The organism is Hymenobacter jeongseonensis (genome assembly GCF_015694725.1).
In the GTDB taxonomy this organism is placed as follows: Bacteria; Bacteroidota; Bacteroidia; order Cytophagales; family Hymenobacteraceae; genus Hymenobacter; species Hymenobacter jeongseonensis.
In genome coordinates this window covers 37,232-60,677 of sequence record NZ_JADQDQ010000016.1, presented here as the reverse complement: position 1 = coordinate 60,677, position 23,446 = coordinate 37,232, and the positions used below count along the sequence as shown (strand labels likewise).

17 protein-coding genes, 1 pseudogene and 1 other annotated feature are annotated in these 23,446 nt (G+C 61.6%); of the genes and pseudogenes, 5 read left to right on the top strand and 13 right to left on the bottom strand.

Annotated features, from left to right (window positions below; translation table 11 throughout):
- The 4 genes and pseudogenes from I2I05_RS20215 to I2I05_RS20200 all read right to left on the bottom strand — a co-directional run.
- Positions 1-1,108 (bottom strand): annotated as a pseudogene (locus I2I05_RS20215) (hypothetical protein); the annotation flags it as partial.
- Between the two features lie 152 nt (positions 1,109-1,260).
- Positions 1,261-1,443, bottom strand: coding sequence for a hypothetical protein (locus I2I05_RS20210; RefSeq protein ID WP_196284076.1), 183 nt, complete (start codon positions 1,441-1,443; stop codon positions 1,261-1,263).
- 658 nt (positions 1,444-2,101) lie between these two features.
- Positions 2,102-2,410 carry a hypothetical protein gene (locus tag I2I05_RS20205; protein WP_196284075.1) on the bottom strand — a complete coding sequence of 103 codons (309 nt, stop codon included), beginning with the start codon at positions 2,408-2,410 and terminating at the stop codon, positions 2,102-2,104.
- Positions 2,411-2,457: 47 nt separating this feature from the next.
- On the bottom strand, positions 2,458-2,874 hold the full coding sequence (locus I2I05_RS20200) for a thiol-disulfide oxidoreductase DCC family protein (RefSeq protein WP_196284074.1): 417 nt from the start codon (positions 2,872-2,874) through the stop codon (positions 2,458-2,460).
- Positions 2,875-3,390: 516 nt separating this feature from the next.
- Here I2I05_RS20200 and I2I05_RS20195 point away from each other — a divergent pair.
- On the top strand, positions 3,391-4,908 hold the full coding sequence (locus I2I05_RS20195) for an HTTM domain-containing protein (protein WP_317192384.1): 1,518 nt from the start codon (positions 3,391-3,393) through the stop codon (positions 4,906-4,908).
- A 109-nt stretch (positions 4,909-5,017) separates the two neighbouring features.
- A complete protein-coding gene (locus tag I2I05_RS20190) occupies positions 5,018-5,413 on the top strand; it encodes a hypothetical protein (protein ID WP_196284073.1) in 396 nt (131 codons plus the stop codon).
- Positions 5,355-5,476: a sequence feature (Thr leader region), on the top strand. Its footprint overlaps the gene before it by 59 nt.
- A gap of 11 nt (positions 5,477-5,487) precedes the next feature.
- Here I2I05_RS20190 and I2I05_RS20185 read toward each other — a convergent pair.
- Complete coding sequence (locus I2I05_RS20185) at positions 5,488-6,591, bottom strand: esterase/lipase family protein (protein ID WP_196284072.1); 1,104 nt, start codon at positions 6,589-6,591, stop codon at positions 5,488-5,490.
- A gap of 136 nt (positions 6,592-6,727) precedes the next feature.
- Here I2I05_RS20185 and I2I05_RS20180 point away from each other — a divergent pair, with 136 nt between their 5' ends.
- Positions 6,728-7,108 carry a hypothetical protein gene (locus tag I2I05_RS20180; RefSeq protein ID WP_196284071.1) on the top strand — a complete coding sequence of 127 codons (381 nt, stop codon included), beginning with the start codon at positions 6,728-6,730 and terminating at the stop codon, positions 7,106-7,108.
- 195 nt (positions 7,109-7,303) lie between these two features.
- Positions 7,304-8,536: an MBL fold metallo-hydrolase gene (locus I2I05_RS20175; protein WP_196284070.1), complete on the top strand. Its 1,233-nt coding sequence runs from the start codon at positions 7,304-7,306 to the stop codon at positions 8,534-8,536.
- 77 nt (positions 8,537-8,613) lie between these two features.
- Here I2I05_RS20175 and I2I05_RS20170 read toward each other — a convergent pair whose 3' ends face one another.
- The 8 genes from I2I05_RS20170 to I2I05_RS20135 form a co-directional block, all read right to left on the bottom strand.
- Positions 8,614-9,243: a flavin reductase family protein gene (locus I2I05_RS20170; protein ID WP_196284069.1), complete on the bottom strand. Its 630-nt coding sequence runs from the start codon at positions 9,241-9,243 to the stop codon at positions 8,614-8,616.
- Between the two features lie 109 nt (positions 9,244-9,352).
- Positions 9,353-10,300, bottom strand: coding sequence for a proline iminopeptidase-family hydrolase (locus tag I2I05_RS20165; RefSeq protein ID WP_196284068.1), 948 nt, complete (start codon positions 10,298-10,300; stop codon positions 9,353-9,355).
- Between the two features lie 7 nt (positions 10,301-10,307).
- On the bottom strand, positions 10,308-11,819 hold the full coding sequence (locus tag I2I05_RS20160; RefSeq protein ID WP_196284067.1) for a M28 family peptidase: 1,512 nt from the start codon (positions 11,817-11,819) through the stop codon (positions 10,308-10,310).
- A 214-nt stretch (positions 11,820-12,033) separates the two neighbouring features.
- Positions 12,034-12,366 (bottom strand): hypothetical protein, encoded by a 333-nt coding sequence (locus I2I05_RS20155; RefSeq protein ID WP_196284066.1) that lies wholly within the window; start codon positions 12,364-12,366, stop codon positions 12,034-12,036.
- Positions 12,363-13,973, bottom strand: a complete 1,611-nt coding sequence (locus I2I05_RS20150) for a serine hydrolase (protein WP_196284065.1) — start codon at positions 13,971-13,973, stop codon at positions 12,363-12,365. Before I2I05_RS20150 ends, I2I05_RS20155 begins: the two co-directional genes overlap by 4 nt.
- 237 nt (positions 13,974-14,210) lie before the next feature.
- The gene (locus I2I05_RS20145; RefSeq protein ID WP_196284064.1) at positions 14,211-16,379 is read right to left on the bottom strand and encodes a S9 family peptidase; all 2,169 of its coding nucleotides are present in this window, start codon (positions 16,377-16,379) and stop codon (positions 14,211-14,213) included.
- A gap of 62 nt (positions 16,380-16,441) precedes the next feature.
- Complete coding sequence (locus I2I05_RS20140; RefSeq protein WP_196284063.1) at positions 16,442-18,262, bottom strand: DUF885 domain-containing protein; 1,821 nt, start codon at positions 18,260-18,262, stop codon at positions 16,442-16,444.
- A 179-nt stretch (positions 18,263-18,441) separates the two neighbouring features.
- Positions 18,442-19,665, bottom strand: a complete 1,224-nt coding sequence (locus I2I05_RS20135) for a T9SS type A sorting domain-containing protein (protein ID WP_196284062.1) — start codon at positions 19,663-19,665, stop codon at positions 18,442-18,444.
- 492 nt (positions 19,666-20,157) lie between these two features.
- Here I2I05_RS20135 and I2I05_RS20130 point away from each other — a divergent pair, with 492 nt between their 5' ends.
- Positions 20,158-23,367, top strand: coding sequence for a glycoside hydrolase family 3 N-terminal domain-containing protein (locus tag I2I05_RS20130; protein WP_196284061.1), 3,210 nt, complete (start codon positions 20,158-20,160; stop codon positions 23,365-23,367).
- Positions 23,368-23,446 lie beyond the last annotated feature (79 nt).

The following is a 23,446-nucleotide window of genomic DNA, read 5'->3' as shown; positions in this document are numbered from 1 at the left end:
ACACGTTGCCGCTGCCGTCCACGGCCACGCCGTAACCGATGTCGTTGCTGGTGCCGCCGCCGGCCGCGGCCCAGCGGTAGGCGCCGGCCGCCGTGTAGCTGGCCACGAACACGTCCGGGGTGCCGGAGATGCTGGTGCTGGCGCTGGCCAGGCCCGCCCCCCCGAACTGCACCCGTTGGGCTAGGCTCGACGTTGGGTCGGTGGCGCTGGTGGCCGCGTTGTTCACATAACCCGTCGCGTACACGTTGCCGCTGGCGTCCACGGCCACGCCGTAGCCGAGGTCGGTGCCGGTGCCGCCGCCGGCCGCGGCCCAGCGGTAGGCGCCGGCGGCCGTGTAGCTGGCCACGAACACGTCGAAGTTGGCGGTGGTATTGGTGCTGGCGCTGGCCAGGCCCGCCCCGCCGAACTGCACCCCACGCGCCGACGCCTGGTCGGTGGCGCTGGTGGCCGCGTTTTGCACTTGGCCCGTCGCGTACACGTTGCCGCTAGCGTCCACGGCCACGCCGTTGCCAATGTCGTTCCCGGTGCCGCCGCCGGCCGCGGCCCAGCGGTAGGTGCCGGCGGCGGTGTAGCTGGCCACGAACACGTCGTTGTTGCCGATGGTGCTGGCGCTGGCGCTGGCCAGGCCCACGCTGCCGAACCGCACCCCACGCACCGACGTTGGGTCGGTGGCGCTGGTGGCCGCGTTTTGCACATAACCCGTCGCGTACACGTTGCCGCTGGCGTCCACGGCCACGCCGTAGCCGATGTCGGTGCCGGTGCCGCCGCCGGCCGCGGCCCAGGCCCAGGCCTGGGTAGTGGCGTCCCACTTGGCCACGAACACGTCGGTGCCGCCCGCGCTGGTGAGCACCGTGCTGCCGAAGGCCACTTGGTTCGAGAACGAGCCCGTCACGTACACATTGCCGCTGGCGTCGGTGGCCGTGGCCCGCGCCACGGAGGTGCCGGTGCCGACCAGCAGCGGCCCGCCGCCGTTGAAGGCGTCCTGCCAGGTGGGGGCCTGCGCCCGCGCCGCCCACCCGGGCAGCAGCAGGGCCAGCAGCAGGACTATGCAGCAGGAGGAATAACGGAGTCGGGCCCACGGCCGGGCCAGGAAGTACAGGTGTTGCATGCAAGGAAGAAAGAGGGCCACATCCGGGCTCAGGCCGGTACGAGCGTGGAGCCGCGGGTGGTCCAGAATAGAATAATAGGCTGGTAAAGCCGTCAAAGGTACGCCCCCGGGGGCGGCGGCTGGCCTTTGTAAGTTGTGTAAATCATTTGTATTCAAGCAAAATCAAGCGCCGCCGCATCCACCGGGCCAGGAGCGTCGTTGGACCGGCGCCGACGGCCGTTCGTCGGCGCCGGGGCGTGCGCCCCGGCCTCTGGAGCGCCGCGCCCCGATGGGCCGGGGCCCGCCGGCAGCGCAAAGGTCGGCCGTAGCACAAGGCGGCGGTATTGCATGAACATGCGAGCAGGACAGGAGGAAGGAATCGCCTTATGCGGGGAAAGCGGGGCCGCCCCCTCGGGCGCCCAGTCGTCCGGCGGGCGGTTGAACGGGTCCGCCCAGCCGGGTGGTGGCGCAGCCGGCCCACGCGCCGTGCCCCGGCGCTCGTTTCGCCGCGCGTCTGGACGTGTACGACGGGCCAGCGGACGCGCCCGTCAGGGCCACCGTGCGCACGGGCAAATAGCTGACGGTGCCGTCCGCATCCCCTAGCGCAGGCCGCAATAGAGCGTGGAGTGGACGGGTGTGAAGCAGCGCGTAGGTGCGCCGGGCGCTGCTGCTGTCGGCCGAGGCCACCGTGCCGGCGAACGCGCGGCTGTCGGCGCAGCGCTCGATTTTGAAGGCGGAAATTAGAATTTAACGGCTCCTTTCTCTGAACGTAAGGAATCGACCTGACAACTGGTGGCCAGTAAGGCGCTGCAGTGGCCGGAGGAGTTTGGAAAACTCGTTCACCTTTCAAAATTTCGAAACGCAGAGTCGAGATGAGTTTTGTGAACTGCTAAGCGGGATTGTTCCAGCAGGTCCGGTGGGGCATACAAGCCCCGACCCTGGCGCGCGTTTTGCGCCAAAAACGAAACAGGGCGCTCCGCGGGGCGCCCTGTTTCATGAAAACCAAGCCAACGCTTAGGCCGCCGGGGGCACCGGCGCCACTACGGGGGCGGGCGTGTCGTGCACCGCGTAGTCTTTGTACTTGCGGGCATCGGACGCGGAGTCGAGGCCCGCGCTGCCGAACATTTTGTAGGTGGCTGAGCGGGTATCGTTCACCGTGCCCACAATGCCCATCACCACCTGCTGTTGGGTCACGGCTTGCGTGTGGGTGGCCAGCTTGCGGCTGGTAGCTTCTTGCTTCAAGGCGTCGAGTTCGCCGTCGGTGGGCAGGGCGGCAAAGGCCGTGGCCTGGGTCTGAAACGCGGGCACGCGGGCGGCCTTCACGGCAGAATTTGGGCGGCTCCGCAGGCGGACAGCCTGCGTTTTTGCCGCTATAAAAACCGCGCTTGCAGGGCTGGCGTGGGCAGCAGGCAGCTTTCCTGCCTTCCAAACCAGCGGTAGCGGTGCCGCGCCACCACGCGGTAGAGCGCGTCGCGCCAGGGGCGGGGCAGCACCCATCCCAGGCCCACCAGCCGCCACGCCCCGCCCAGGCCCTGGGCAATGCGCAGCACGGCCGTGGAATGCGAATACAGTTGCCCCCCGCTGAGCAGCAGCACCGATTCGGGCGCGGTGGCCAGGGCGCCGGGCGCCAGGCCGTGGGCCGCCAGCAGGTGCTGGGCGGCGTCGCTCTGCAAGGCCGCGAAACGGTAGCGCCCCGCGGGGTCGTGGCGAATCACGAGTTGCACAAAGCCATTGCAGAGGTTACACACTCCATCGAAGAAAATGGTATCGGGAACGGCTGGGGGCATGGGCAAGGAGGGAGGGACGAGCATAAGCCTTACGAACAAGACGGCAGCGAGTAGGCTCAGGCCACCTAAAAAACGACTTTGTGTTTGCTTAGCGGCTGCAAAAACGTCCTTATACTCATGCAACGCGAAGCATCTCGGGATTCTAAGAGTGTCCGGGATTTTACAAAAACGTTGTTTCCGTCATGCTGAGCTTATCGAAGCATCTCTACCGCTTCGTTTGGAGCTTTCTCAACGAAGCGGTAGAGATGCTTCGACAAGTTCAGCATGACCATTTCCAGACACATTCCAAGTGCACGGACATCACGCCGCTGTGCTACCGCTACGTAGTTGCCCCGAAAAAATACGGGTTTTCCGCTTGGTGCTCCGCTGCCATCGCCCGTATAGCGTATCAGCTAAAGGCATCCTTTTACCTGATAACGCGGCTTGGAAAATCTTCACGTTGGCGAATTTCGGCCGATTACGGCCCCAGTCGTAAGTCCCTCTGTTCCCAACAATAGAACTGGGTTCTGGGGGGTGGTGCGCCGGCCTTTTGTGCTCGATTTGCGGGCGCTGGCGCTCTTGCGCATGGCCACGGCAGCCGTACTGCTCACCGACCTGGCCATTCGCAGCACCGACCTTGAAGCCCATTATGCCAACCTGGGCGTGCTGCCCCTGGCCGCCCTGCACGCCTTTGGCTGGACCCCCTACCAGTTTTCGCTGCACGCCGCCAGCGGCCTGTGGCTGGTGCAGGCGCTGCTGTTTGTGGCGGCGGCGGGGCTGGCTGTGGCTCTGTTGCTGGGCCACCACACGCGGCTGGCTACGGTGGCGTCGTGGGTGCTGCTGGTGTCGTTGCAAAACCGCAATCCGCTCATCGGGCAGGGCGGCGATGACTTGCTGCGCATGCTGCTGTTTTGGGGCATGTTTTTGCCCTGGGGACGGGTGTGGGCCTGGGATGCGCGGAGTCGGCCTGCCCCAGTCCGGTTGCAGTATTTCAGCGCGGCCACTGTGGCTTACGTGGTGCAACTGGCGCTGCTGTATTGGTGCACGGCCCTGCTCAAAAACGGCCCCGAATGGACGCAGCACGGCACCGCGCTCTACTACGCCTTTAGCCTCGACCAAGTGGTGCTGCCCGTTGGCAAGCTGCTCTATCCGTACCCGGAATTGCTGCGGGTGCTCACGTTTGGCGCCTATTATACCGAACTGTTGCTGCCGTTTGCGCTGTTTATTCCGGTGGGCGTGGCGTGGTGGCGCCTGCTGGTGGTGGGGGTGCTGGTGGCGTTTCACCTCACCATCAGCCTCACGCTGTTCGTGGGCATTTTCTTCCTCGTCAATTTTGCTTCGATAACGGGCTTGCTGCCACCGCGGGCGCTCGACTGGCTCACGCCGCGCTTGGCACCGCTCATCGCCCGCGTTCGAAGCGGGTGGCCCAGCCTGCCCGGCTGGCAACTGCCCTGGCGGCTGCGCCTCGAACGCCGCGCCGCGCCCGCGCCTCATTCCCGGGCGCTGGCCCGCACCGTGCGCGACACCTTTGTGGCCGGGGTGCTGGCCTACGTGTGCTGGTGGAACCTCGACGACGTGGCCGTGCTGCGCCCCGCGGGCGGGCTGATGCCGGAGCCGTTGCGCGGGTTTGGCTACCTGTTGCGGGTCGACCAGCATTGGGGCATGTTTGCCCCCACGGTGTTCAAAGACGACGGCTGGTACATCCTCGAAGGCACTGCCGCCAACGGTCGCCGCCTCGACCTCAACCGTGCCGGGGCGCCCGTGCGCTACGCGAAGCCCGCCTCGGTGGTGGCGCTGTTCAAAAACGACCGGTGGCGCAAGTATTCCGAGAATTACCTGTTCGTGAGCAACGCCTGGATGCGGCCTTACTACTGCAACTACCTGCTGCGCATCTGGCACACCAACCCCGCCCGGCCTGCGCTTCAACACCTGGCGGTGGTGTACATGAAGGAAGTGTCACTGCCCGATTACAAGCTGGCCACTCCCGTCCGGGAGGTGTTGTGCGAATGTGCTTTGCCCGCCAAAACGCCGGTGTCAAGCAAGAATAAAGACTAATAATTAGGTATTTACCCGCATAAAAATCCGGGTAAATCGCGCTTTCAACCCTCGTATAGGTTAAGAGCTATTAGCTGTATCACTTTCCTTTCCACTTTTTCCTTCCCTTATGAAACGTAAATGGCTTTTTGGGCTGACCGGTGCCATCATGTGCTCGGCGCTCACCTTCTTCAGCGCTTGCACCACTTCCGAAAACGCTGGTACCACCAGCGGCACTACTTCGGGTAGCACCAGCGGTACGACTTCGGGCGCGACGGATGCTGGCACCACCACCGGCACCACCACGGGCAGTACCACCTACGGCAGCACCTCGGGCACTACGTCGGGCACCACCACTGGTACCACCACCACTGGCACCACTACCACTGGCACCACTACCGGCATGACCACCTCGGGAACCACCACCGGCACCACTACCACGGGCACCACCACTAGCGGCACTACCACCGGCACCACTACCACTGGGACGACCACCACGGGTACCACCACCGGCACTACTACCTGAGGCACCTGCTAACGCTGACTCCAAGAAAAAGGCCCTGTTCTCATCGAACAGGGCCTTTTTCTTGGAGTCCCTGGTCAAATCCAGGTCTTGAGGTATTGAAATACCTCCGGGTGGGTGAGCAGCCCGCCGTGGTGCTGCTGGCTGAACACGGCCGTGCGCACGTTGGCCCCCGCCGGCAAGGCCGCTTCGTCGCCAAACGTGGCGTGGCCTCGGGCGCTGCCTTGGCCCACCAGCCCGTCGCCAAAATACTCGCGCAGGGCCGAGGGCCGGGTGGTGCGCAGCCACGCGCCCATCAGAATGTGGTACTGCACGCCGGGCAGGGGCGGCACCGCCGTGCGCGGCGGCGTGAGGTCGTCGGCGTGGGCGTCCTGCCAGTCTTCGTCCACCAGAATGGAATAGCGCAAGTCCTTGATGCCGTTGCTGCGCTGGTTGAGCGCCTTGCTCAGAAACCGGGTCGGAAAGAGGTTGATGCGGTTCAGGAGCCGCGCCGTGAGGTGGGAGTTCTGCTCCAGCCACGAGCCGTCGTTGGGCGTGCCCAGCAGGAACACCGCCCGCAAATGGGCCAGCCAGGGCGCAGGCTGAGCAGCCTGGATTTCACCGGCCAGTTCGGGTGCCGGCTGGCTGCCATAATACCCGGCCGACCGGATGATGAGCCCGCCCATGCTGTGCCCCACCAGCACCAGCTCGCCGATGGCATCGGGATAGGTTTCGACCAGTTCGGTGAGCAGGCGGCTGAGCTCGCGGCCGTTTTCGGAAAGGTGCAGGCCGGAGTTGAAGCGCAGGTAGAGGGCGCGCAGGTGCTCCTCCTCGGCCAGGCGCGGGCCGTAGCGCCGGCTGCCGGGCACGTCTTGGAAGCCCGATTGCCAAATCAGCTCGTCGCCCATGAGGCCGTGCACGAATACCACCGTTTTTTGGTGCGGCTCGCTCAGGCGCAGCTCGGCCACGGGCACATCGTGCCCGCCCCGGCGGAAGCTCATCCGGATGGCGCGGGAATCGTAGCGGGCGGCCAGCTGGTCGCCCAAGGCCCCGTTCAGCACCGGTAGAAAAAAGTGGTGGTGGGCCCGGCCTGACCGCACGAGGTAGCCCGCGCCGCGCACGGGCAGCAGGGCCGCACGCCCCACGGCCCCAAGGGCGCGCCGAAAGCGGGAAGGCTGGTTGGGGTCGGACGAAGCGGGCATGGCGGGAAAGCACAGCAGGAGTGAGCCACTAAAGTAGCGCTTGCGCCGCGCATGACCTGAGCTTAGACTTGGCCGCCAATGCACCCTTCTCCTCGAAATCCCCGTACATTTGAATCCCAATCCCAAGCACTTTTTCATGAAGCTTTCTTCCCGTTCCGCCCTGGCCTTGCTGCTGGGTACTGCCCTGGCCGGCTCTCTCTCGTCCTGTGACTACCAGTGGACCCCTGGCGACAACGCCCAGTTCCGGCATGGTTTCAACAACGCCCCCGGCTGGCACAAAGTCGATGTGAACCGCGACAGCATCAATTACAAGCAGGAAACCAACCCAGCTGCTGGCGTAGGTTCGGCGGCTGCCATCGCCACGGGCACCGTGCAGGAGCAAATCGACTCGGCCCCGGCCGGGCGTAGCGCTGCGGCCGGCCAATCGGCCAGCGGCACCATGGCCCCCGTGGGCAAGGCCACAACCGGCAACGGGGTCAAGACCGACCAGCCGCAAACGAAGCCCCAGCCGAAATAAATTTTTTGAATTGAGAAAAAGCCCGCTGCCGCCCCGGTAGCGGGCTTTTTGCGTTGGCCCCAAGGCCAGCCGTAGTCTTCGGATAGCCTCGGCCGTGCCAATAAAAAGCCAACCTACGGGCCGTTTGCTGTCGTAATATCTGCGGCCAAGGCCACGTTTTGTTCTTCTCACTTCACTAAAACCCCTGTTTCACCTATGCTTTCCAACGAAGCTAGCCGGGCCTCGACGCCCGCCTTCACCGCTGTTGTGCCGGGCCTGAGTGTGCTGCGCGACGTATTTGTGAACCTGTACTACGCCTTCCCGCAGGACCAGCCGCAGGGCCCGTGGGTGCTCATCGACGCCGGTTTGCCCGGCTCGGCCCACAAAATCAAGCAGCACGCCGAAGAGCAGTTTGGCGCCAACAACCCGCCGGAAGCCATTCTGCTCACCCACGGCCATTTCGACCACGTGGGCGCCCTGGAAGACCTGATGGCGGCCTGGCCCAACGTGCCCGTGTACGCCCACCGGCTGGAACTGCCCTACCTCACGGGGCGCTCGAGCTTTCCGCCGCCCGACCCCACCGTGGGCGGGGGCATGATGGCCTACCTCTCGTTTGCCTATCCCAAACACCCCTACGATTTTGGGGCGCGGGTGCAGGCCCTGCCGGCCGATGGCAGCGTGCCCGGCCTGCCCGGCTGGCGCTGGCTGCACACGCCGGGCCACACGTTCGGGCACGTGTCCTACTTCCGGGAGCACGACAAAGTGCTGGTGGCCGGCGATGCCTTTACCACCGTCTTTGCCGAATCGGGCCTTTCCACCCTCACCCAAAAGCAGGAGGTGCACGGCCCGCCGGCCTATTTCACGCCCGACTGGGACGCGGCCCGCGCCTCCATGGAACTGCTGGCCCGGCTGGAGCCCGAGGTGGCGGCCACCGGCCACGGCATTCCCATGTACGGGGAGGCCCTGCGCCGCCAGCTGGCCGAATTCATCACGCGGTTTGATGAGCTGGCACGTCCCAAAATTGGCCGCTACGCCCACCAAGCCGCCACGGCCGATGCCGATGGCGTACGCTCGGTGCCCCCGCCTGTGGTCAATCCGTGGCTGAAGGGCTTGGCCGTGGCGGGCCTGGCTATTGGCGCCGTGGCACTGGCCACGGCCGGCAACGGGCGCAAAAGAGGGGAGCGAACCGGCAACGGCAAAAGGAAAAAAATGCGGGCGTCCGATTATTCCTATCGCGCCTGGTACCGCGACAATCCCGCGCAGCCAGGGCCATCGGGTCCGGATTGGCAGTATCGGCGGCCGCGGGCTTTTTCGGACCAGCCTTATTCTTTTCAGCAGTCAGCGTATAGCCGCCCCGATGAGTTGAGCCCAAAACCATCCAGCCAACAATATGCGGACCTGCGCTATTCGGACCAGCAAAGCCGGAAAATTGAAACCCAGTATCCGTAGCCTCACCTTTCACTAATATCAAAAAGGCCGCTTCGTATGAAGCGGCCTTTTTTGGATTGCTGGATGCCCCAGAATATTTACTGTGCTACGGGCGGCTGGCCCGGGCGGGCGTAGCCGAATCGAACGGGCGGCAGCACTTCGTGGTAGCCATCGAGGCCGGAAATGCAGGCGTTGCCCAGTGCCACGAGGTCTAGGGTGCCATCGTCGCGCAGGCCGGCTTCGTGCAGGTACACGTGCTCCACGGTGCCCACCAGCAGCACGGTGCCGTTGGAAATCGACAGCTCTTCGCGCAGCCGCAAGCCGACGCTAAGCGGGCTCTCGGCCACGTAAGGCGCGGGAAAATCGTCGCGGTAAACGGCGGTGAAACCACATTCCTCAAACTCTGACAGCTCAGCCCCGAAGTCGGCCGAAGTGTAGTGGGCTTGCGCCGCGAGGGCCACGGGCACGTGGTTGAGGGTGTAGCAGCCGCTGCTCTTGAGGTTTTGGTAGGTGTGGCGGGGCACGGTAGTGGGCCGCGTCACAATGCCGAGCAACGCCGGGTCGGAGCCCAGATGCAGGGCCGAGCTGAAGACGGCCAGGTTGGTGGCGCCGTCGGGGGCGGCGGTGCCAATGAGGTTGGCCGGCTTGAAGCCCGGCAGGCCATTGACGAGGTTTAGACGGTAAATCCGCTCAAAGTTCTGGATGTCGGCGGCGGTGATGTGGCGCATAGGGAGTAGCGGGTGAAGGTAGCGCGGCAATGACCGGCGGAGGCGCCCAAATGTTCAGCTGCCTGCCCGTGGAGGTGCCCTTGCCTCGGTGGCGGCTCCAAAGCTGGCACTAATGCTGGCGCAGGAACTCGCGCACGGTTTTGAAGTATAAATTGGGCACTTCGCGGTAAGCGGTATGGGAGGCATTTTCGAATACCACGAGCTGGGAATTAGGCGTGCGTTTCTGAAAAAAAGCGGTTGACGTGGGCGTGGCCTCGTCGTAGCGGCCGCAGAGGTACAGGACGGGCAGCGTTAGGTTCTTAAGGGCGGCCGTGCGGGAATGGTTTTTCATGTTGCCCGTGGAGGTGGTTTCGTTTTTGCCCCACATGGTTTCGTAGGCCTGCTTGCCGCCGCCGCGCTCCCACGTAAGCACGGCCGGGCGGTTGCGCCACACGTGCAGGCTGTAGTAATAGTCTACAGCTTGCTGGTATTTGCGACGACTCGCGGAATCAGGGGCGTTTTCTAGCTTAAACGCCGCCCGGGTGGCAGGCGGCAGCTCGGCCACGTAGTGCCGGGCGTCGGCAAGCCAGCGTTTGGTGTCCAGCCAGGGGCTCGACTCAATCAGGCTAACGACTTGCGGCGGGTTCTTGGTCAGCACGTATTCAGTGGCCAGCGTGGTGCCCCAGGAGTGGCCCAGCAAGTGGAGTTTGGGGTAGCCCAGCGTGCGCACCACCACGTCGAGCTCCTCCACGTAGCGGCCCAGCGTCCACAGGCTAGGGTTGTCGGGGCGGTCCGATTTGCCACACCCTAGCTGGTCGTACAAAATTACCGGCCGCTCATCGGCCAGCGCCGTGAAGTTGCCGAACGCGCCGCTGCCTGAGCCTGGCCCGCCGTGCAGCACCAGCAAGGGCACGCCCGGCTTGTCGGCCCCCAGAATCTGGTACCAGACCTTGCCGCCCGGCACGTCAATAAATCCCTCTTTCGTGGCGGTTTGGGCACGAAGCGTGAGGGCCAGCAGCCAGAAAAAAACCACTGCCAGCAAGTGGCGGTCGAGGCCGAAAAACGATTTGTGCTTCATGGGTTGGTTAGCGTTCCAGCTTAAAGCCGGGCTCCGGGGCGGGGCGGGCGGCGCGGTTGGCCACGGCCCAGCCGGTGAGGTACATCCAGTTGGTCATGCGCGTGAGCTTGGGGTAATCGATGCGGGCGGGCTCGTCCTTGGGCGTGTGGTAGTCGACGTGCAGCAGGGACGTGTACATCACGGCCGGAATACCCAGGCGGGCGTAGGGCAGGTGGTCGGAGCGGAAGTACCAGCCCTCGGGGTGCGTGGCCTTGTCCCACTCGGTGTCCAGCTTGAATTTGGGGCCGGCCTGGTTGGCGGCCAAGGCCAGGTTCACCAAATCCGAAGAGTTGCGGTGCGGCGGAATAGAGCCCAGCAGGGCCGCGCTGTCGGGGGCGTTGCGGCCCATCATCTCCGCGTTCAGCACGGCCACGATGGACTCTTGCGGCACGGTGGGCTTGGCCGAGTAGTAGCGCGAGCCCAGCAGGCCGCGCTCCTCGGCGCCGTGGTACACAAACAGGGCCGAGCGGCGGGCCGGCTGCTGCTGGAAGGCCCGCATAATGGCCAGCAGGGCCGCGCAGCCGGTGGCGTTGTCGTCGGCGCCGTTGTAGATGGAGTCGCCGGCCACGGCCGACCGCACGCCGTCGTGGTCCTGGTGGGTGCTGAAGAGGACGTTTTCCTTTTTCAGCAGCGCATCGGTGCCCGGCACTTTGGCCACAATGTTCACCGAAGGGTATAGGAAGGTTTCCACCCGCAGGGTGGCGTTGAACTGCTGGCCCGCCTGCCGGGCCCAGTCCAGGGCCGTGGCGGGCAGCCAAACCACGGGGGGCTGGTCCACGACTTTGGTATTGGGGTCGCCGGGCAGGCCGAAGCGCCCACGCTCGTAAATGTGGCTCCAGTGGTCGTAAATGGCCTGCGCCGGGGCGTCGGAAATAAATACTACCGCCACCGCGCCCACCTTAAACAGCTCCGCCGACTGGCTGCTGAACTTGCCGAACAGGTAGCGCCGGTAGCTGATGCCATCGGTAGGGGCGCCCGAAATCTGGAGCGCCACGGCTTTCCCCTTGAGGTCGATTTTTCCTATTTCGGCCGGCGTGCCGGTGCCCACAAACACGAGCGGCGCCGCCACTGTGGCATTGGTGGGGGCAACAATCATGGCGTCCTGGTTGGGCTTTAGCTGGCGCGTGCCAATGCTCAGCTGGCTGGCTTTGGTGAGGCGCGTGCGCTGCAAGTGAAACCATTGGAAGTAAGTGCCGTCGTCGCCGGCCGGCTGCAGGCCGATGGCCCGAATCTGGTCGGCCAGCCACACCGAAGCCTTCAGCTCGTCGAGCGTGCCGCCTTCGCGGCCCCGGTAATGGTCGGCTCCCAACGCGAATACGTCGCGCTTGAGGTCGCTCTCCTTGATGGCTGAGAGGGCATTGGCGGCGGCGGTTTTACGAACGGGCGCCGCGGGCTTCTTCTGGGCCGAGGCCGCCAATGGAGCGGCAAAGCTCAGGCCCATCAGTAGCCAGGCAGCCGTTTGACAAAGTGGATTTTTCATGTGCTGTGTAACGTAGTGACGCCCGTTGCGTCTGGCAGTTAAACCAAGGCGCGAAGCAAAGGCTTCTGATGCTACCAAGAAGACACAAATATGCGTCTCCACCTCGTGTCCAAGCCAATAGGGCCTCTCGCTGGGCCTAATGATTTTTTGGCACAGCCAAGGTGCTACGCTTATAAACAGCGCCACGCACGCAGAACAGCACCCTATTGTGGAATTACAATTTCAGCAGCAGCAACATGAATAAGAAGCCAGCCATGCCTAGCAGGTTGGTTTTCATTTGCTTGAATTCCAGTTGGTGGGTAAAGCTGCTAAACAACGCGGCACCGCCAACGGCTGCGAAATAGGCGGTAGCAATGGCCACGGTTTTCATCTCCGCAGGCCAGTCGCTGGTTTTATTGAAGGTGCACGCTAGCCCAATGCCCAAGGCAATAAGCACAATGCCGGAAAGGCCGCGTAGCTTAAAACGAGAAGTGGTTCCGGTGAGGATTAGAGAGGGCGTTGAGTTTCCGTCGAAAGTACGCTGGCGCACATGAAATTGTGGATTCATTTTGCGGGTATGGCCGCCTGCTCCACCCGCTTCAGGTCCAGGTCCTGGAAGTCGTAGCTGAAATCAGTAAGCTCCGAAATCGGCTTCATTTTGATGCTGCTGGCCTGGCCCATTTCGTCGAGGGTGAAAGCAGCAAAAGCGTCGGCATTGAAGCTGCGGGCCTTCCAGCGAACGACGAAGGTGCTGCCCCGATACGGCAATACCTGGCCTACCAGGCGCGGCGCCCGCACCGATTTCAGCCACAGCTGGTTGCCTTGCATATACAGGTCTACATCGCCCAGCCAAGCGTCGTGGTAACGGCCCACGAAGGGTTTGTAGTCCGGGCGTTTCGGCTCCTTTTTCTTGGCCGCAGCTACCTGCTGCCACACGGCGGCGGTGGCTTTGTCGTCACCAGACTTGTTGGCCGCAGTTAAGTCCACCATTAGCTTCACGTTATCGAGCCCGGTCATGCCCAGGTAGTGGTCCACGATGGTGTTGGAAACGGCCTCGAAGGCTGCTCCGCTTTCCTGGTTGGTGAGTACGATGATGCCCAGGTGCAACTCGGGCAGCAGCGTCACCTTGGTCACCATGCCGATTTCGCCACCGGTGTGAGATACTTCTTTATACCCGCGCACGTCGCGCAGGAACCAGCCCAAGCCATAGGCTGAAAAGTGCGTGTTATAACTAAAAGCGGCGTACGCCGCCGGAAACGGGCGAACGGGCAGAATGGTTTGGGGCGACCACAACTCCCACTGCGTTTGGGGCTTGAGGAGGGAAGCCGGAGCGCCGGGGCCACCAAGCAGCATCATGGCCCATTTGCTGAGGTCGGCGACGCTGCTGTACATGCCGCCGGCCGGGCCAATCATCTCGCCCAAGTCGCGCCGGACCACCCGGACCGTGCCATCTACGGACCCGTGGCCATCAATCACATTGGTCGGCTCGGGGAGGCGGGAAAAGGAAGTACTGCTCCTGTTCATGGCCAGCGGCTTGAGCAGGCGGGTTTCCACGAAAGTGCTCCAGGACTGGCCCGATACCCGCCCCACTACCTCGCCGGCCACGATGTACAGGTTATTGTCATAATCGAACTTGCTGCGAAACGACGACACCGGCTTGAAGTAGCGCAGGTTGTGGATGACATCCTTAACCGTAAAGTCGGCCGAGTCCGGAAAGAACATGAGGTCGCCGGCGCCCAGGCCCATGCCGCTGCGGTGCGTGAGCAGGTCGCGTACGGTGAACTCCGCCGTCACGTAGGGGTCGTACATCTTGAACTCGGGAATGTGTTCGGTCACCTTGTCGTCCCAGCGCAGCTTGCCTTCTTCCACCAGCAGCCCCAGGGCCGCGGCGGTGAAGGCTTTGGTATTCGAGGCAATGCCGAAGAGCGTGTTCTCGTCCACCGGCGCCTGGGTTTTTAGCGAGCTCACGCCATACCCTTTGGACATCACCACCTTGCCGTCTTTGACCACGGCCACGGCCATGCCCGGCACGTTAAACGCCTTTAGCGTGCGGGCAACTGCGGCATCCACAGCCGCCACATCGAGTGGGGCAGTGGGCGGCACAGCCTGTTGAGCTACCGCAGGGCCAACCAGCACAGCCAGCAGGAAGATGTTGAGTAAACCAATTCGAATCATAAGAACTCTGTAAAAAGTACGATTAAAGTCAAATGTAGCTCGCCGTTTGGTTGATGAGGCACAAGGGGCCTGCGCATTTTTGGGGTTTTTACTCGTAAAGTTTACTGGCAACTTCTTGCTTACCAATTGCGCCCCACTCAAACTAGTGTGGAGGCGCTTTCGGCCATAAAAAAAGCGGTGGCCGGAAAGTCAAATTGTCTTTCCAGCCACCGCTTTTATAGCACAAGTATCAACGGCCTAACGCCCGCCAGGGGGACAATTCGCTTTTAGAAACTTGGTGTAAGTTGAGGCTAAATGAGTGCTGGTGCCTTCGCCCTCCGAGATGCTGTGCGTTCGGTTGGGATAGGCCATGAGTTGGAAGGTTTTGTTGTGCTTTACCAATTCGTTTATCATCTGCTCGGCGTTGTTGTAGTGCACGTTGTCGTCGCCAGTGCCGTGCACGAGGAGCAGGTTGCCCCGCAAATTCTTGGCGTGGGCCAGCGGCGAATTATCAACGAAAAAGTGCTTGTCTTCGGGCAGCAGGCCCATGTAGCGCTCCTGGTAAATGTTGTCGTAGTTCAGCTGATTGTCCACGGCGGCAATGGAAATGCCGGTCTTGTAAATCTTTGGGTATTGAAACATCAAGTTCAGAGTGGTAGAACCGCCGCCGCTCCACCCCCACACCGCCACGCGGCTGGTGTCGACGAAGGCGTTTTTCAACACCTCCTGCGCGCCCAGCGCTTGGTCACGGATGTTCAGGTTGCCGATGCTTTGGTAGATGGCTTTGCGGAATTCCCGGCCGCGTGGGGCCGGCGTTCCCCGGTTCTCGAGCGAGGCGTAGATGTAGCCGTCATCGGCCATGTTGCCCTGGTACAGCTCGTTGAGGCCCGTGCCAAAACGGTCGACCACCGTCTGGCCCGCCGGCTCGCTGTACACCATAAAGACAATGGGGTATTTCTTGGTGGTGTCGAAATTAGTGGGCTTCACCATCCACCCGTCCAACGTCACGCCCTCGGAGGTTTTTACTTGGAAAAACTCCGTTTTGGGCATTTTCATGGTCTTCGCCCGGTCCGGAATTTCGCCGCCGCTCACGCGCTGGTGGGCAGGCAGGGTCACCACATCGGCCACCGGGAAAGACGTGCTGCTGGAGAAATTATGCAGCGCGATTTTCCCGTTCGGCGAAACGTCGTAGCGGTGCGAGCCAGCCAAAGCAGCCGGCGTTACGCGGGTGGCTTTCCCGCCTTTCAGCGGCACTTGGTAGAGGTAGGTCTGGGTGGCGTTGGTGGGGGAGGCCATGAAGTAGATAGTGCCCGCTGCTTCGTTGATGGAGGTCAAGCTGATGACGTCGTAGTTGCCGGGCGTTAGCAGTTTGTGCTTGCCGGTGCGGTCCATGGAGTAGAGGTGGCGCCAGCCGTCCTTTTCGCTCATCCACACAAAGTTTTTGCCTTTGTTGTACCAGTTCCAGCCTTCTGCTCCGTCCTTGGCGTCAATCCACGCCTTTTCGGTTTCGCTGTAAATGGGATTTGCCGCACCCGTTGCGGCGGTACAGAGTATGAGCTTGCTCTCGTTTTGGCGCCGGTTTAGCTGCTGCACAATCAGGGCGTCGTTGTCGGCCCATTCCATGCGCGGCAGGTAGTGCTGCACGGCGTCGCCGGGGATGTCCATCCACTTGGTAGCGCCGCCCGCTACGGGCACCACGCCTACCCGGGCGCGGCTCGGGTCCTCGCCCACCACCGGGTACTCCACGGGCACGGTGAAGGGGTACTGGGCGTCGGTGGTGTTCAACATCAAATAGTTGCGCGTTTTGGTCGCGTCCAGTTGCCAGTAGGCCAGCCGCTGCCCGTCGGGCGACCAGCGAAAGCCGTCCCGGCAGTCCAACTCCTCCTCATACACCCAGTCAAAGGTGCCGTTGATGAGCCGCTCGGTACCGTCGGTGGTGAGCGGGGTGATGCGGTGGTCGGCCAGGTTTTCCACGTAGAGGTTGTGCTCGCTCACGTAGGCTACTTTGCTGCCGTCGGGCGAAAACTTGGCGAACATCAGCGACGACGCTGGCCGGCCTTTGCCGAGTTGAGTCAGTTCTTGGGTGGCCATGTTATACACCCAGTAGTCGCCGCGGGTGTCGAAGCGCCATACTTTTTTGGTGTTCGTGTGGAGTAGTGCCAACTTGCCATCCTCGGAGAGGGCAAAGCGGCGCACCTTCAGCGGGGCCGTCTGACCAGCCGGAATGAGCTGCTTTTTGCTGATGATGGTGCGGCCCTTGCTGGGCTGGCGCGCATCGAGCTGCACCACAGAATCTTGCTGTACCCGAAGGTAACTGTAGCCGTCTTTGGTCCATTGGGTGCCCGGGCCAAACTGCGCCTGCGCGGTAGCAACACTGAACAAAAGGGCCAAGGCCGTGCCCGCGCGGCGGACTACGTGCTGAATCATAAGGAAGGAATAAGGAATGAAAGGGCTGGAATTACCCTTAATTGATGGATTTAAGGCCAAAGTTATTTCTGCCGGGCAGCCCAAGCGTCCATTTTCTTCTCCAGCACGGCCAGCGGCATCACGCCATCTTTCAGCAGCTCGTCGTGGAAGTTCGAGAGCGAAAACTTGCTGCCCAGCTGCTTTTGGTACTTGGCGCGCAGCTCCTGGATTTTCAGGGCGCCGGTTTTGTAGCTCAGGGCTTGGCCGGGGATGGCCATGTAGCGCTCGATTTCGGCCGTGGCACCGTCTTCCGAAATGGCCTCGTTGTCCATCATGTACTTGATGGCTTCTTCGCGGGTCATGTTGCGGAAGTGCAGGCCGGTGTCCACCACCAGGCGCACGGCGCGGTGCATTTCGTCGCCCAGCGCGCCCATGTACTGGTAGGGGTCGGTGTAGAGGCCCAGCTCCTTGCCCAGGCTCTCGGAGTAGAGTGCCCAGCCCTCGCCCATGGCGCCGTACCAGGCAAAGCGCCGGAATTTGGGCAGGTCGTTGTTTTCCTGCTGCAGCGAAATCTGGTAGTGGTGGCCCGGAATAGCTTCGTGCAGAAACAGCGACTCCATGCCCGAAGTGGTGTTGAACTTGCTGGCGTCGACAATCGGAATGTAGAAAATGCCGGGCCGCGAGCCGTCCGGCGAGCCCTGGTTGTACTCGGCCGAGGCCGACGCGGCGCGGAACGCCTCCGTCTGCCGAATCTCAAACGGCGTTTTGGGGGTGCGGCCGAACATCTTTTTCAGGTTCGGGTCGATAGTCGCCTGGATTTTGCGGAAAGCGTCCAGCACTTCTTTGGACGACTTATAGGGCATGAACTTCTTGTCCGTTTTCAGGTAAGTGAAAAACGCTTTCAAGTCGCCTTTGAAGCCGGTTTCGGTTTTCACGCGCTCCATTTCGCCCCGAATCCGGGCCACTTCGGCCAAGCCGGTTTGGTAAATTTCGGCGGGTTTCTTGGTCGTGGTGGTCCAGTAGCCCACGTAGTAATTATAGATTTCGGGGCCGCCGGGCACGCCCGTGATGCCGCTGGTGGTGCGGGCCTTCGCCATGTATTCCTTCTCCAGGAAATTGCCCATTTTCTGGTAGGCGGGCACCAGCTCGTTGCTGATGGCCTTCTTGTAAGCCGCCGTCAGGCGGGTTTTGTCAGCCTCCGAAAAATCCTTGGGAAAGCGCGTGATGGGGCCGTAGAACAGGCTTTTGGTGGGGTCGGTTACCACAATGTCTTTGCCGCGCATCTGGGGCAGCATTTTTGCCACCAATGATTTGGGCAGCACCATGCCCGCCCGCATGCCCTGGCGGAAGTTGGCAATGGCTGTGTCGGTCCACACCGTGAAGCCACGCACGCGGCCCAGCCAGTTGTCGTAGTCCTGCACCGTTTTGAAAGGTTGCACGCCCTCGCCCGACCCGTACTGGCCCAGCGTGATGGGCAGGCCCCAGAACTGGTTGGTCGGAATCATCCAGGTGTTGAGCTTGAGGCCGGCCAGGCGCTGCTCCATCTCATACTTAAAGATGTCGTAGCTGATTTTGTCGTTGTCGCTCAGCTGCTCGCGGTCAAACTTGCCCAGTTGCGCCAAGTAGTCGCCGTAAAACGTGCGCAGCGTGTCGCGGAACGCGCGGGTCTGGTCGTTGGGCAGCAGGTGGTTGTAGCGGTTGTCGCCCTGCGCGGTGGCCGAGAGCGGGTCGAGGCGCGACTGCGTTTCCCAAAAGCTCGTGAACAAACCCGTGAGGCCCGCGGTGGAATCCGCAGCCGAGCCCGAGCCGGCGGTGTCGCTGGTGGCCGTTTCAGAGGTTTTGGTCTGATTGCAGGCGGAGGTGAGCGCCGCGGCCACAAGGCCAGCGAGGACTATTTTTTTCATGGATAAAAGGGGAAGCTGAAGCAAGCGAAAAAGTAGGGCCAAATAACGCGAAAATCTCGGCTAGGCTGCTTGGGCCACGCCCAACGTCGCAATGCTCTACTTTTCAGCAGAAGAGAACTTGCCAAAAAGCCCGGCGTCCGTAGTGGGACGCCGGGCTTTTTGAAACGTTTTTCTAGGTGCTATTCCCGGACCACGCGTTGCGAAGAGCGTTCAGTAGTCCCAATCAGTTCCAGAAAATAGGTGCCTTTGTTCAGCCTTGTTAAGTCGAGGCGTTCATTGCCCGTGGCGTTGCCGCTCAGCATGGTTTGGCCCAAGGCATTCAGAATTCGGTACTGCACGGGGCCCAAAGTGGCCGGCAGCATGACGGCGTCGGTGGTAGGATTGGGGTAAACGCGTGCTTCCGAGTGTATCTGGACTGTCACCACTGGCGAGAAAGCGCTGGCACCATCGGTGTCGACCTGGCGCAATCGGTAGTACGACTGGCCCGCCAATGGACGGCTGTCGGCAAACGAATACGCCTGCGAATTGCTGCTGTTGCCCTGGCCTTTCACCGCGCCAATGGTTTGGAAGGTCTCGCCGTTGGCGCTACGCTGCACTTCAAAACGGTCGTTATTTTTCTCGGTGGCGGTAGCCCAGTTCAAAACTACTCCTTGGGGCTTTGCGGTGGCTTCGAAGTGGGTAAGTTCAACGGGAAGGGGAGATACTGAAGCAAGGGTGACATTGTCTATTACCAGAACATTTCTTCGCGACGTATTTATAACTATGCTTACCCCAACGGTGGTGACATCAGTAAAAGAAGGCAGATTTATGGTAATGCCGGTCAGCCCGTTAGCAGGAACGATAGTAGTCAGGGAGTTCGACCCAGTTGATGTGAACGTTCTGGAGGCGGCAGTAGTGGCACCAGCCAGATAAGTAGGGCCGTTGCCACTGGCTGGGTTTATCAGTAAAGTGGATGTGGTTGTAATTAATGTTCTGGTATTCGTAAAAGCCAGGGTTACCCTGATGCTACTGTTATTTCCAAATCCAACTTGATTTGTTGCGGTGGTAATACTGCCTATCTGAAAAGACAGGGTATTGTTTAGGGAACTCGCCTGGAAAGCCTGGGGGTCGAATGTTATGGTAGCAGAAGTGCCGGTTAAGCCATTGCCGCTATTCGCTACTCCGTATGTTCCAAAATTTCCGGCAATTGCATTGAACGAGTTATTAAAGTAGGTCCCGCCAGTCGCCGAAAAGCCCAATACATTTCCGGTAGCAGGGGGAGTATATAGCGCATTAAAATTCTGGGTTTTGAAATAAATCTGCGCGAAAGATTTTGGCGAACCAAGGAGCAGGACAAAAGTCCCAAGCAGCAAGGTGAGCAGGTAGTTATTTCGAATCGTAAGTGGATTGAAGAATGTCTGCATAGAAATAGAAGGTATTTTGATGTGAAAAATAATTTTTATTCGCGACGAATAGTAAAGCTCCAGTGGTGGCCGTTGCACCCTTGTTTTTCACTCAACTGATTCTTAATCAAGGACCAGCTTATAGTTGACTTGGGTAATAATTAGACGTGTGCCACGGTTTAGGTTTATTAAAACATGAAATAGTCAGGTATGTAAAAGTTATAAAGAAAAATGGAATTATCAAAAAAAGCAATTATGAGAAACCAGGGAAAAGAGTTAGGCACTACTAATTATTAATGTGAATATTTAGCGCTTAGGTCTTGTCTGCATCCTTTGATGGGCTGTGATAATTGACTCATTAGCGGAGGATTGTTTTTGAGCGATTCTAAGTCTGGCGCATAACTTTCTTGAATGGATGTCCCCGATGACTTCTCGCATCTGCTCCAATTAGGTCGTCTTGAGATGGGATGAGTTCGGAGTAGGAAGGACTACTTTCGTAATAAAAACCTGCCCTTGCCTCTGTCATCCCTAAAGTCACTAGTGCTATTGGCGCTGCTGTCGACGGCGCCGTTTTTGGCTCCGGCCCAGCGCCGCACCGCGCTGGCCCCCACGCCAGCTAGTTCCCGCCAGTTGCCTTCCGCTCCCAAAGCGAAAGCCGGGAGCCTGAAGCCTCGAACTGCTCCCACCAAAGCCAGCGGTGCCAATGGTACCGCAAGGGCCCGCAAGCCTTCGGCTTCAGGAGCTGGTTTGCCCGGCACCCCTGCCTTCACCCAATACCTGCATTCGCCGTGGGTCGATAGCCTCATGCGGGTGCTCACGCCCGACCAGCGGGCCGCGCAGCTTTTCATGGTGGCCGCGTATTCCAACCGCACCCGAGTCGACGAAGACTCCATTTCGGCGCTCATTCAGCAGTACGGCATCGGCGGTTTGATATTTTTTCAGGGCGGGCCGGGCCGGCAGGCGCGGCTGCTCAACCGCTACCAAAGCCAAAGCCGCGTGCCGTTGCTGGTGGCGCTGGACGGCGAGTGGGGCGTGGGCATGCGCCTCGACAGCGTGGTGAAATTCCCGTATCAAATGAGCCTGGGGGGCGACGTGGATACCACCCTGCTGTACGATATGGGGCGCGAAGTAGCCCGGCAGTTCACGCGCTTGGGTATGCACGTCAACTTTGCCCCGGTGGTGGACGTGAACAACAACGCCGCCAACCCCGTCATCGGCTTTCGGTCCTGGGGTGAAAACCCGGCGGCGGTTTCACGCGACAGCCGCCAGTACATGCACGGCATGCAGGACGCGGGCATTCTGGCCGTGGCCAAGCACTTTCCCGGCCACGGCGACGTGGACGCCGATTCGCACCTGGCCCTTCCCACGGTGCGCGTCGACCGGCGGCGGCTTGATACGCTGGAACTGCCGCCTTTTCGCAGCCTGATTGCGGGTGGCCTGGGCGGCATGATGGTGGCGCACCTCAACGTGCCCGCGCTGGACACGGTGCCGGGCCCCAGCACGTTGTCGCGGCCCATCGTGACCGATTTTCTGCGCAAGGAAATGGGGTTCCAAGGGCTGATTTTTACGGATGCCATGAATATGAAGGGCGTCATCACCAAGTTTCCGCCCGGCGAAGCCGACGTGCGGGCCCTCATGGCGGGCAACGATATTCTGGAGTTCAGCAAAAACGTGCCGCTGGCCCTCAAAATGGTGCGCATTGCCGTGGACAGCGGCCGGATTTCGCAGCAGGAAATCGACGAGCACTGCCGCCGCGTGCTGGCCCTGAAGCAGTGGTCGGGCCTGCACCGCTACCAGCCCATCAATACCAAAAACCTTTACGAAGACCTCAACGCCCCGCACGCCCAGTACCTCAGCCACCGCCTCACCGAGCTGAGCATCACGCTGCTGCGCAACCAACAGAACCTGCTGCCGCTCCAGCGGCTCGACACCTTGCGCATTGCCACGCTGGTGCTGGGCGGCTCCGCGCGCGACACCACCGATTTCCAAAAAGCCGTGGCCGACTACGCCCCCGCGGCGCACTTCCGCGTTGCGGCCACGCCCACGCTGGATGAGCTGGTGAAGCTGCGCGCGGCCCTGAAACCCTACAATCTGGTGCTAGTAGCCATGCAGGGCCTGGGCCGCTTGCCCGCCACCAGCTTCGGCATCACGCCCGAAACCAACCTGCTGCTGCGCGAACTCAGCAACCAAAATCAGACCTTGGTGCTGAGCGTTTTCGGCTCGGCCTACGCCGTAGCCAAAGTGCGCGACCTGGAACGCGCTGCTGGCGTGGTGCTGGCTTATCAGGAAAGCCCGAATGCCCAAAGCTTGGCCGTGCAGGCCATTTTCGGTGGCATTATGGCCACGGGCAAGTTGCCCGTTACGGTATCGGACCGCTACCCGCGTGGCTTCGGCCTGCGCACCGCTGGCAGCCAGCGCCTGCGCTACGCCTATCCCGAAGACGTGGACATGGACGGCCGCCTCGAAGCCCGCGTGGACAGCCTCGTGGGCCGGGCCCTGGCAGCGCAGGCATTTCCAGGCGCGCAGGTGGTCATTGCCCGGCGTGGCACGGTGGTGCTGCGCAAAAGCTACGGCAACCACACCTACGCCGGCTTTGGGAGCGGGGCAGCCGAGCCGGGAGCGGATGGAAGGCGCAAGCAGCGCCGCCAACGGGCCCAACCCGCCGCCCAAGGGCCAGCTTCAGCGCCCACCACGGTGCCCCGCCCCGTGCACGACGACGACCTCTACGACCTGGCTTCGCTCACCAAATTAATGGCGGCTACGCCGGCGCTGCTCAAGCTGCAGGAGCAAGGCAAGTTCAGCCCGGACAGCACCTTGGGTAACTACTTTTCCTTCTTGCGCGGCACCGACAAGGCCGGCTTGCGGCTGCGCGACGTGCTGACGCACCAAGCCCGCCTCCAGGCCTGGATTCCGTTTTGGAAAGACCTGACAAAGAAGAACGGCCAGCTGCGGCGGCGCTATTTTCGGGCCGATTCTTCGGCCCGCTTCCCGTTGCAAGCCGCCAATGAGCTGTGGGCGCGCAAAACGCTGCCGAAGCGTATTTACAAGGAAATTGGGGAGTCGCCGCTGAATGAGAAGCCGGGCTACGTGTATTCGGACCTGTCCTTTATTCTGTATCCAGAGTTGGTGAAGGCACGCACGGGGCTGTCGTTCGATGCTTTTCTGCAGCAGCAGGTGTACCGGCCGCTGGGCGCCAGCACGTTGGGTTTTCGGCCCACCAACCGGTTTCCGCTGCGCCGCATCGTGCCCACGGAGGTTGATTTGGCTTTCCGGCGGCAGTTGCTGCACGGCACCGTGCACGACGAGGGGGCGGCCTTGCTGGGCGGGCTTTCGGGCCACGCCGGCCTGTTCGGCAATGCCAACGACGTGGCCAAGCTGGCCCAAACCTACGCTTGGGGCGGGCGCTACGGCAACCAGCAGCTGTTCAATAAAGAACTGATGGCCGAATGGACCCGCTGCCAGTTCTGCCCCGACAACCGCCGCGCCCTGGCCTTTGACCGCCCGGCTGCTGACCCCGGCCAGAACTCTGCTCCCGGTGCTTCGCAAAGCAGTTTCGGCCATACCGGGTTTACGGGCACGTATTTCTGGGTAGACCCGAAGGAGGAACTGGTAGTGGTGCTGCTCACGAACCGGGTACATCCGTCGCGAACCAACAACAAGCTCACGGAACTGAGTGTGCGCTCGAGCTTGCTACAGCTGGCTATTGAGGCGGTGCGGAAGTAAGCTTTCCGCATGTTGATGGCAAGAAGCGCTTGGAAAATCCAAGCGCTTCTTGTTTCAATATCCTTGAATATTGGCTAGC

What these genes read in the sequence shown, in the direction of transcription:
- I2I05_RS20150 (WP_196284065.1), bottom strand. Translation starts at nt 13,973, where the DNA reads ATGATTCGAATTGGTTTACTCAACATCTTCCTGCTGGCTGTGCTGGTT.
- I2I05_RS20140 (WP_196284063.1), bottom strand. Translation starts at nt 18,262, where the DNA reads ATGAAAAAAATAGTCCTCGCTGGCCTTGTGGCCGCGGCGCTCACCTCC.
- I2I05_RS20170 (WP_196284069.1), bottom strand. Translation starts at nt 9,243, where the DNA reads ATGCGCCACATCACCGCCGCCGACATCCAGAACTTTGAGCGGATTTAC.
- I2I05_RS20185 (WP_196284072.1), bottom strand. Translation starts at nt 6,591, where the DNA reads ATGCCCGCTTCGTCCGACCCCAACCAGCCTTCCCGCTTTCGGCGCGCC.
- I2I05_RS20190 (WP_196284073.1), top strand. Translation starts at nt 5,018, where the DNA reads ATGAAACGTAAATGGCTTTTTGGGCTGACCGGTGCCATCATGTGCTCG.
- I2I05_RS20200 (WP_196284074.1), bottom strand. Translation starts at nt 2,874, where the DNA reads ATGCCCCCAGCCGTTCCCGATACCATTTTCTTCGATGGAGTGTGTAAC.
- I2I05_RS20155 (WP_196284066.1), bottom strand. Translation starts at nt 12,366, where the DNA reads ATGAATCCACAATTTCATGTGCGCCAGCGTACTTTCGACGGAAACTCA.
- I2I05_RS20165 (WP_196284068.1), bottom strand. Translation starts at nt 10,300, where the DNA reads ATGAAGCACAAATCGTTTTTCGGCCTCGACCGCCACTTGCTGGCAGTG.
- I2I05_RS20135 (WP_196284062.1), bottom strand. Translation starts at nt 19,665, where the DNA reads ATGCAGACATTCTTCAATCCACTTACGATTCGAAATAACTACCTGCTC.
- I2I05_RS20180 (WP_196284071.1), top strand. Translation starts at nt 6,728, where the DNA reads ATGAAGCTTTCTTCCCGTTCCGCCCTGGCCTTGCTGCTGGGTACTGCC.
- I2I05_RS20160 (WP_196284067.1), bottom strand. Translation starts at nt 11,819, where the DNA reads ATGAAAAATCCACTTTGTCAAACGGCTGCCTGGCTACTGATGGGCCTG.
- I2I05_RS20210 (WP_196284076.1), bottom strand. Translation starts at nt 1,443, where the DNA reads ATGTTCATGCAATACCGCCGCCTTGTGCTACGGCCGACCTTTGCGCTG.
- I2I05_RS20175 (WP_196284070.1), top strand. Translation starts at nt 7,304, where the DNA reads ATGCTTTCCAACGAAGCTAGCCGGGCCTCGACGCCCGCCTTCACCGCT.
- I2I05_RS20145 (WP_196284064.1), bottom strand. Translation starts at nt 16,379, where the DNA reads ATGATTCAGCACGTAGTCCGCCGCGCGGGCACGGCCTTGGCCCTTTTG.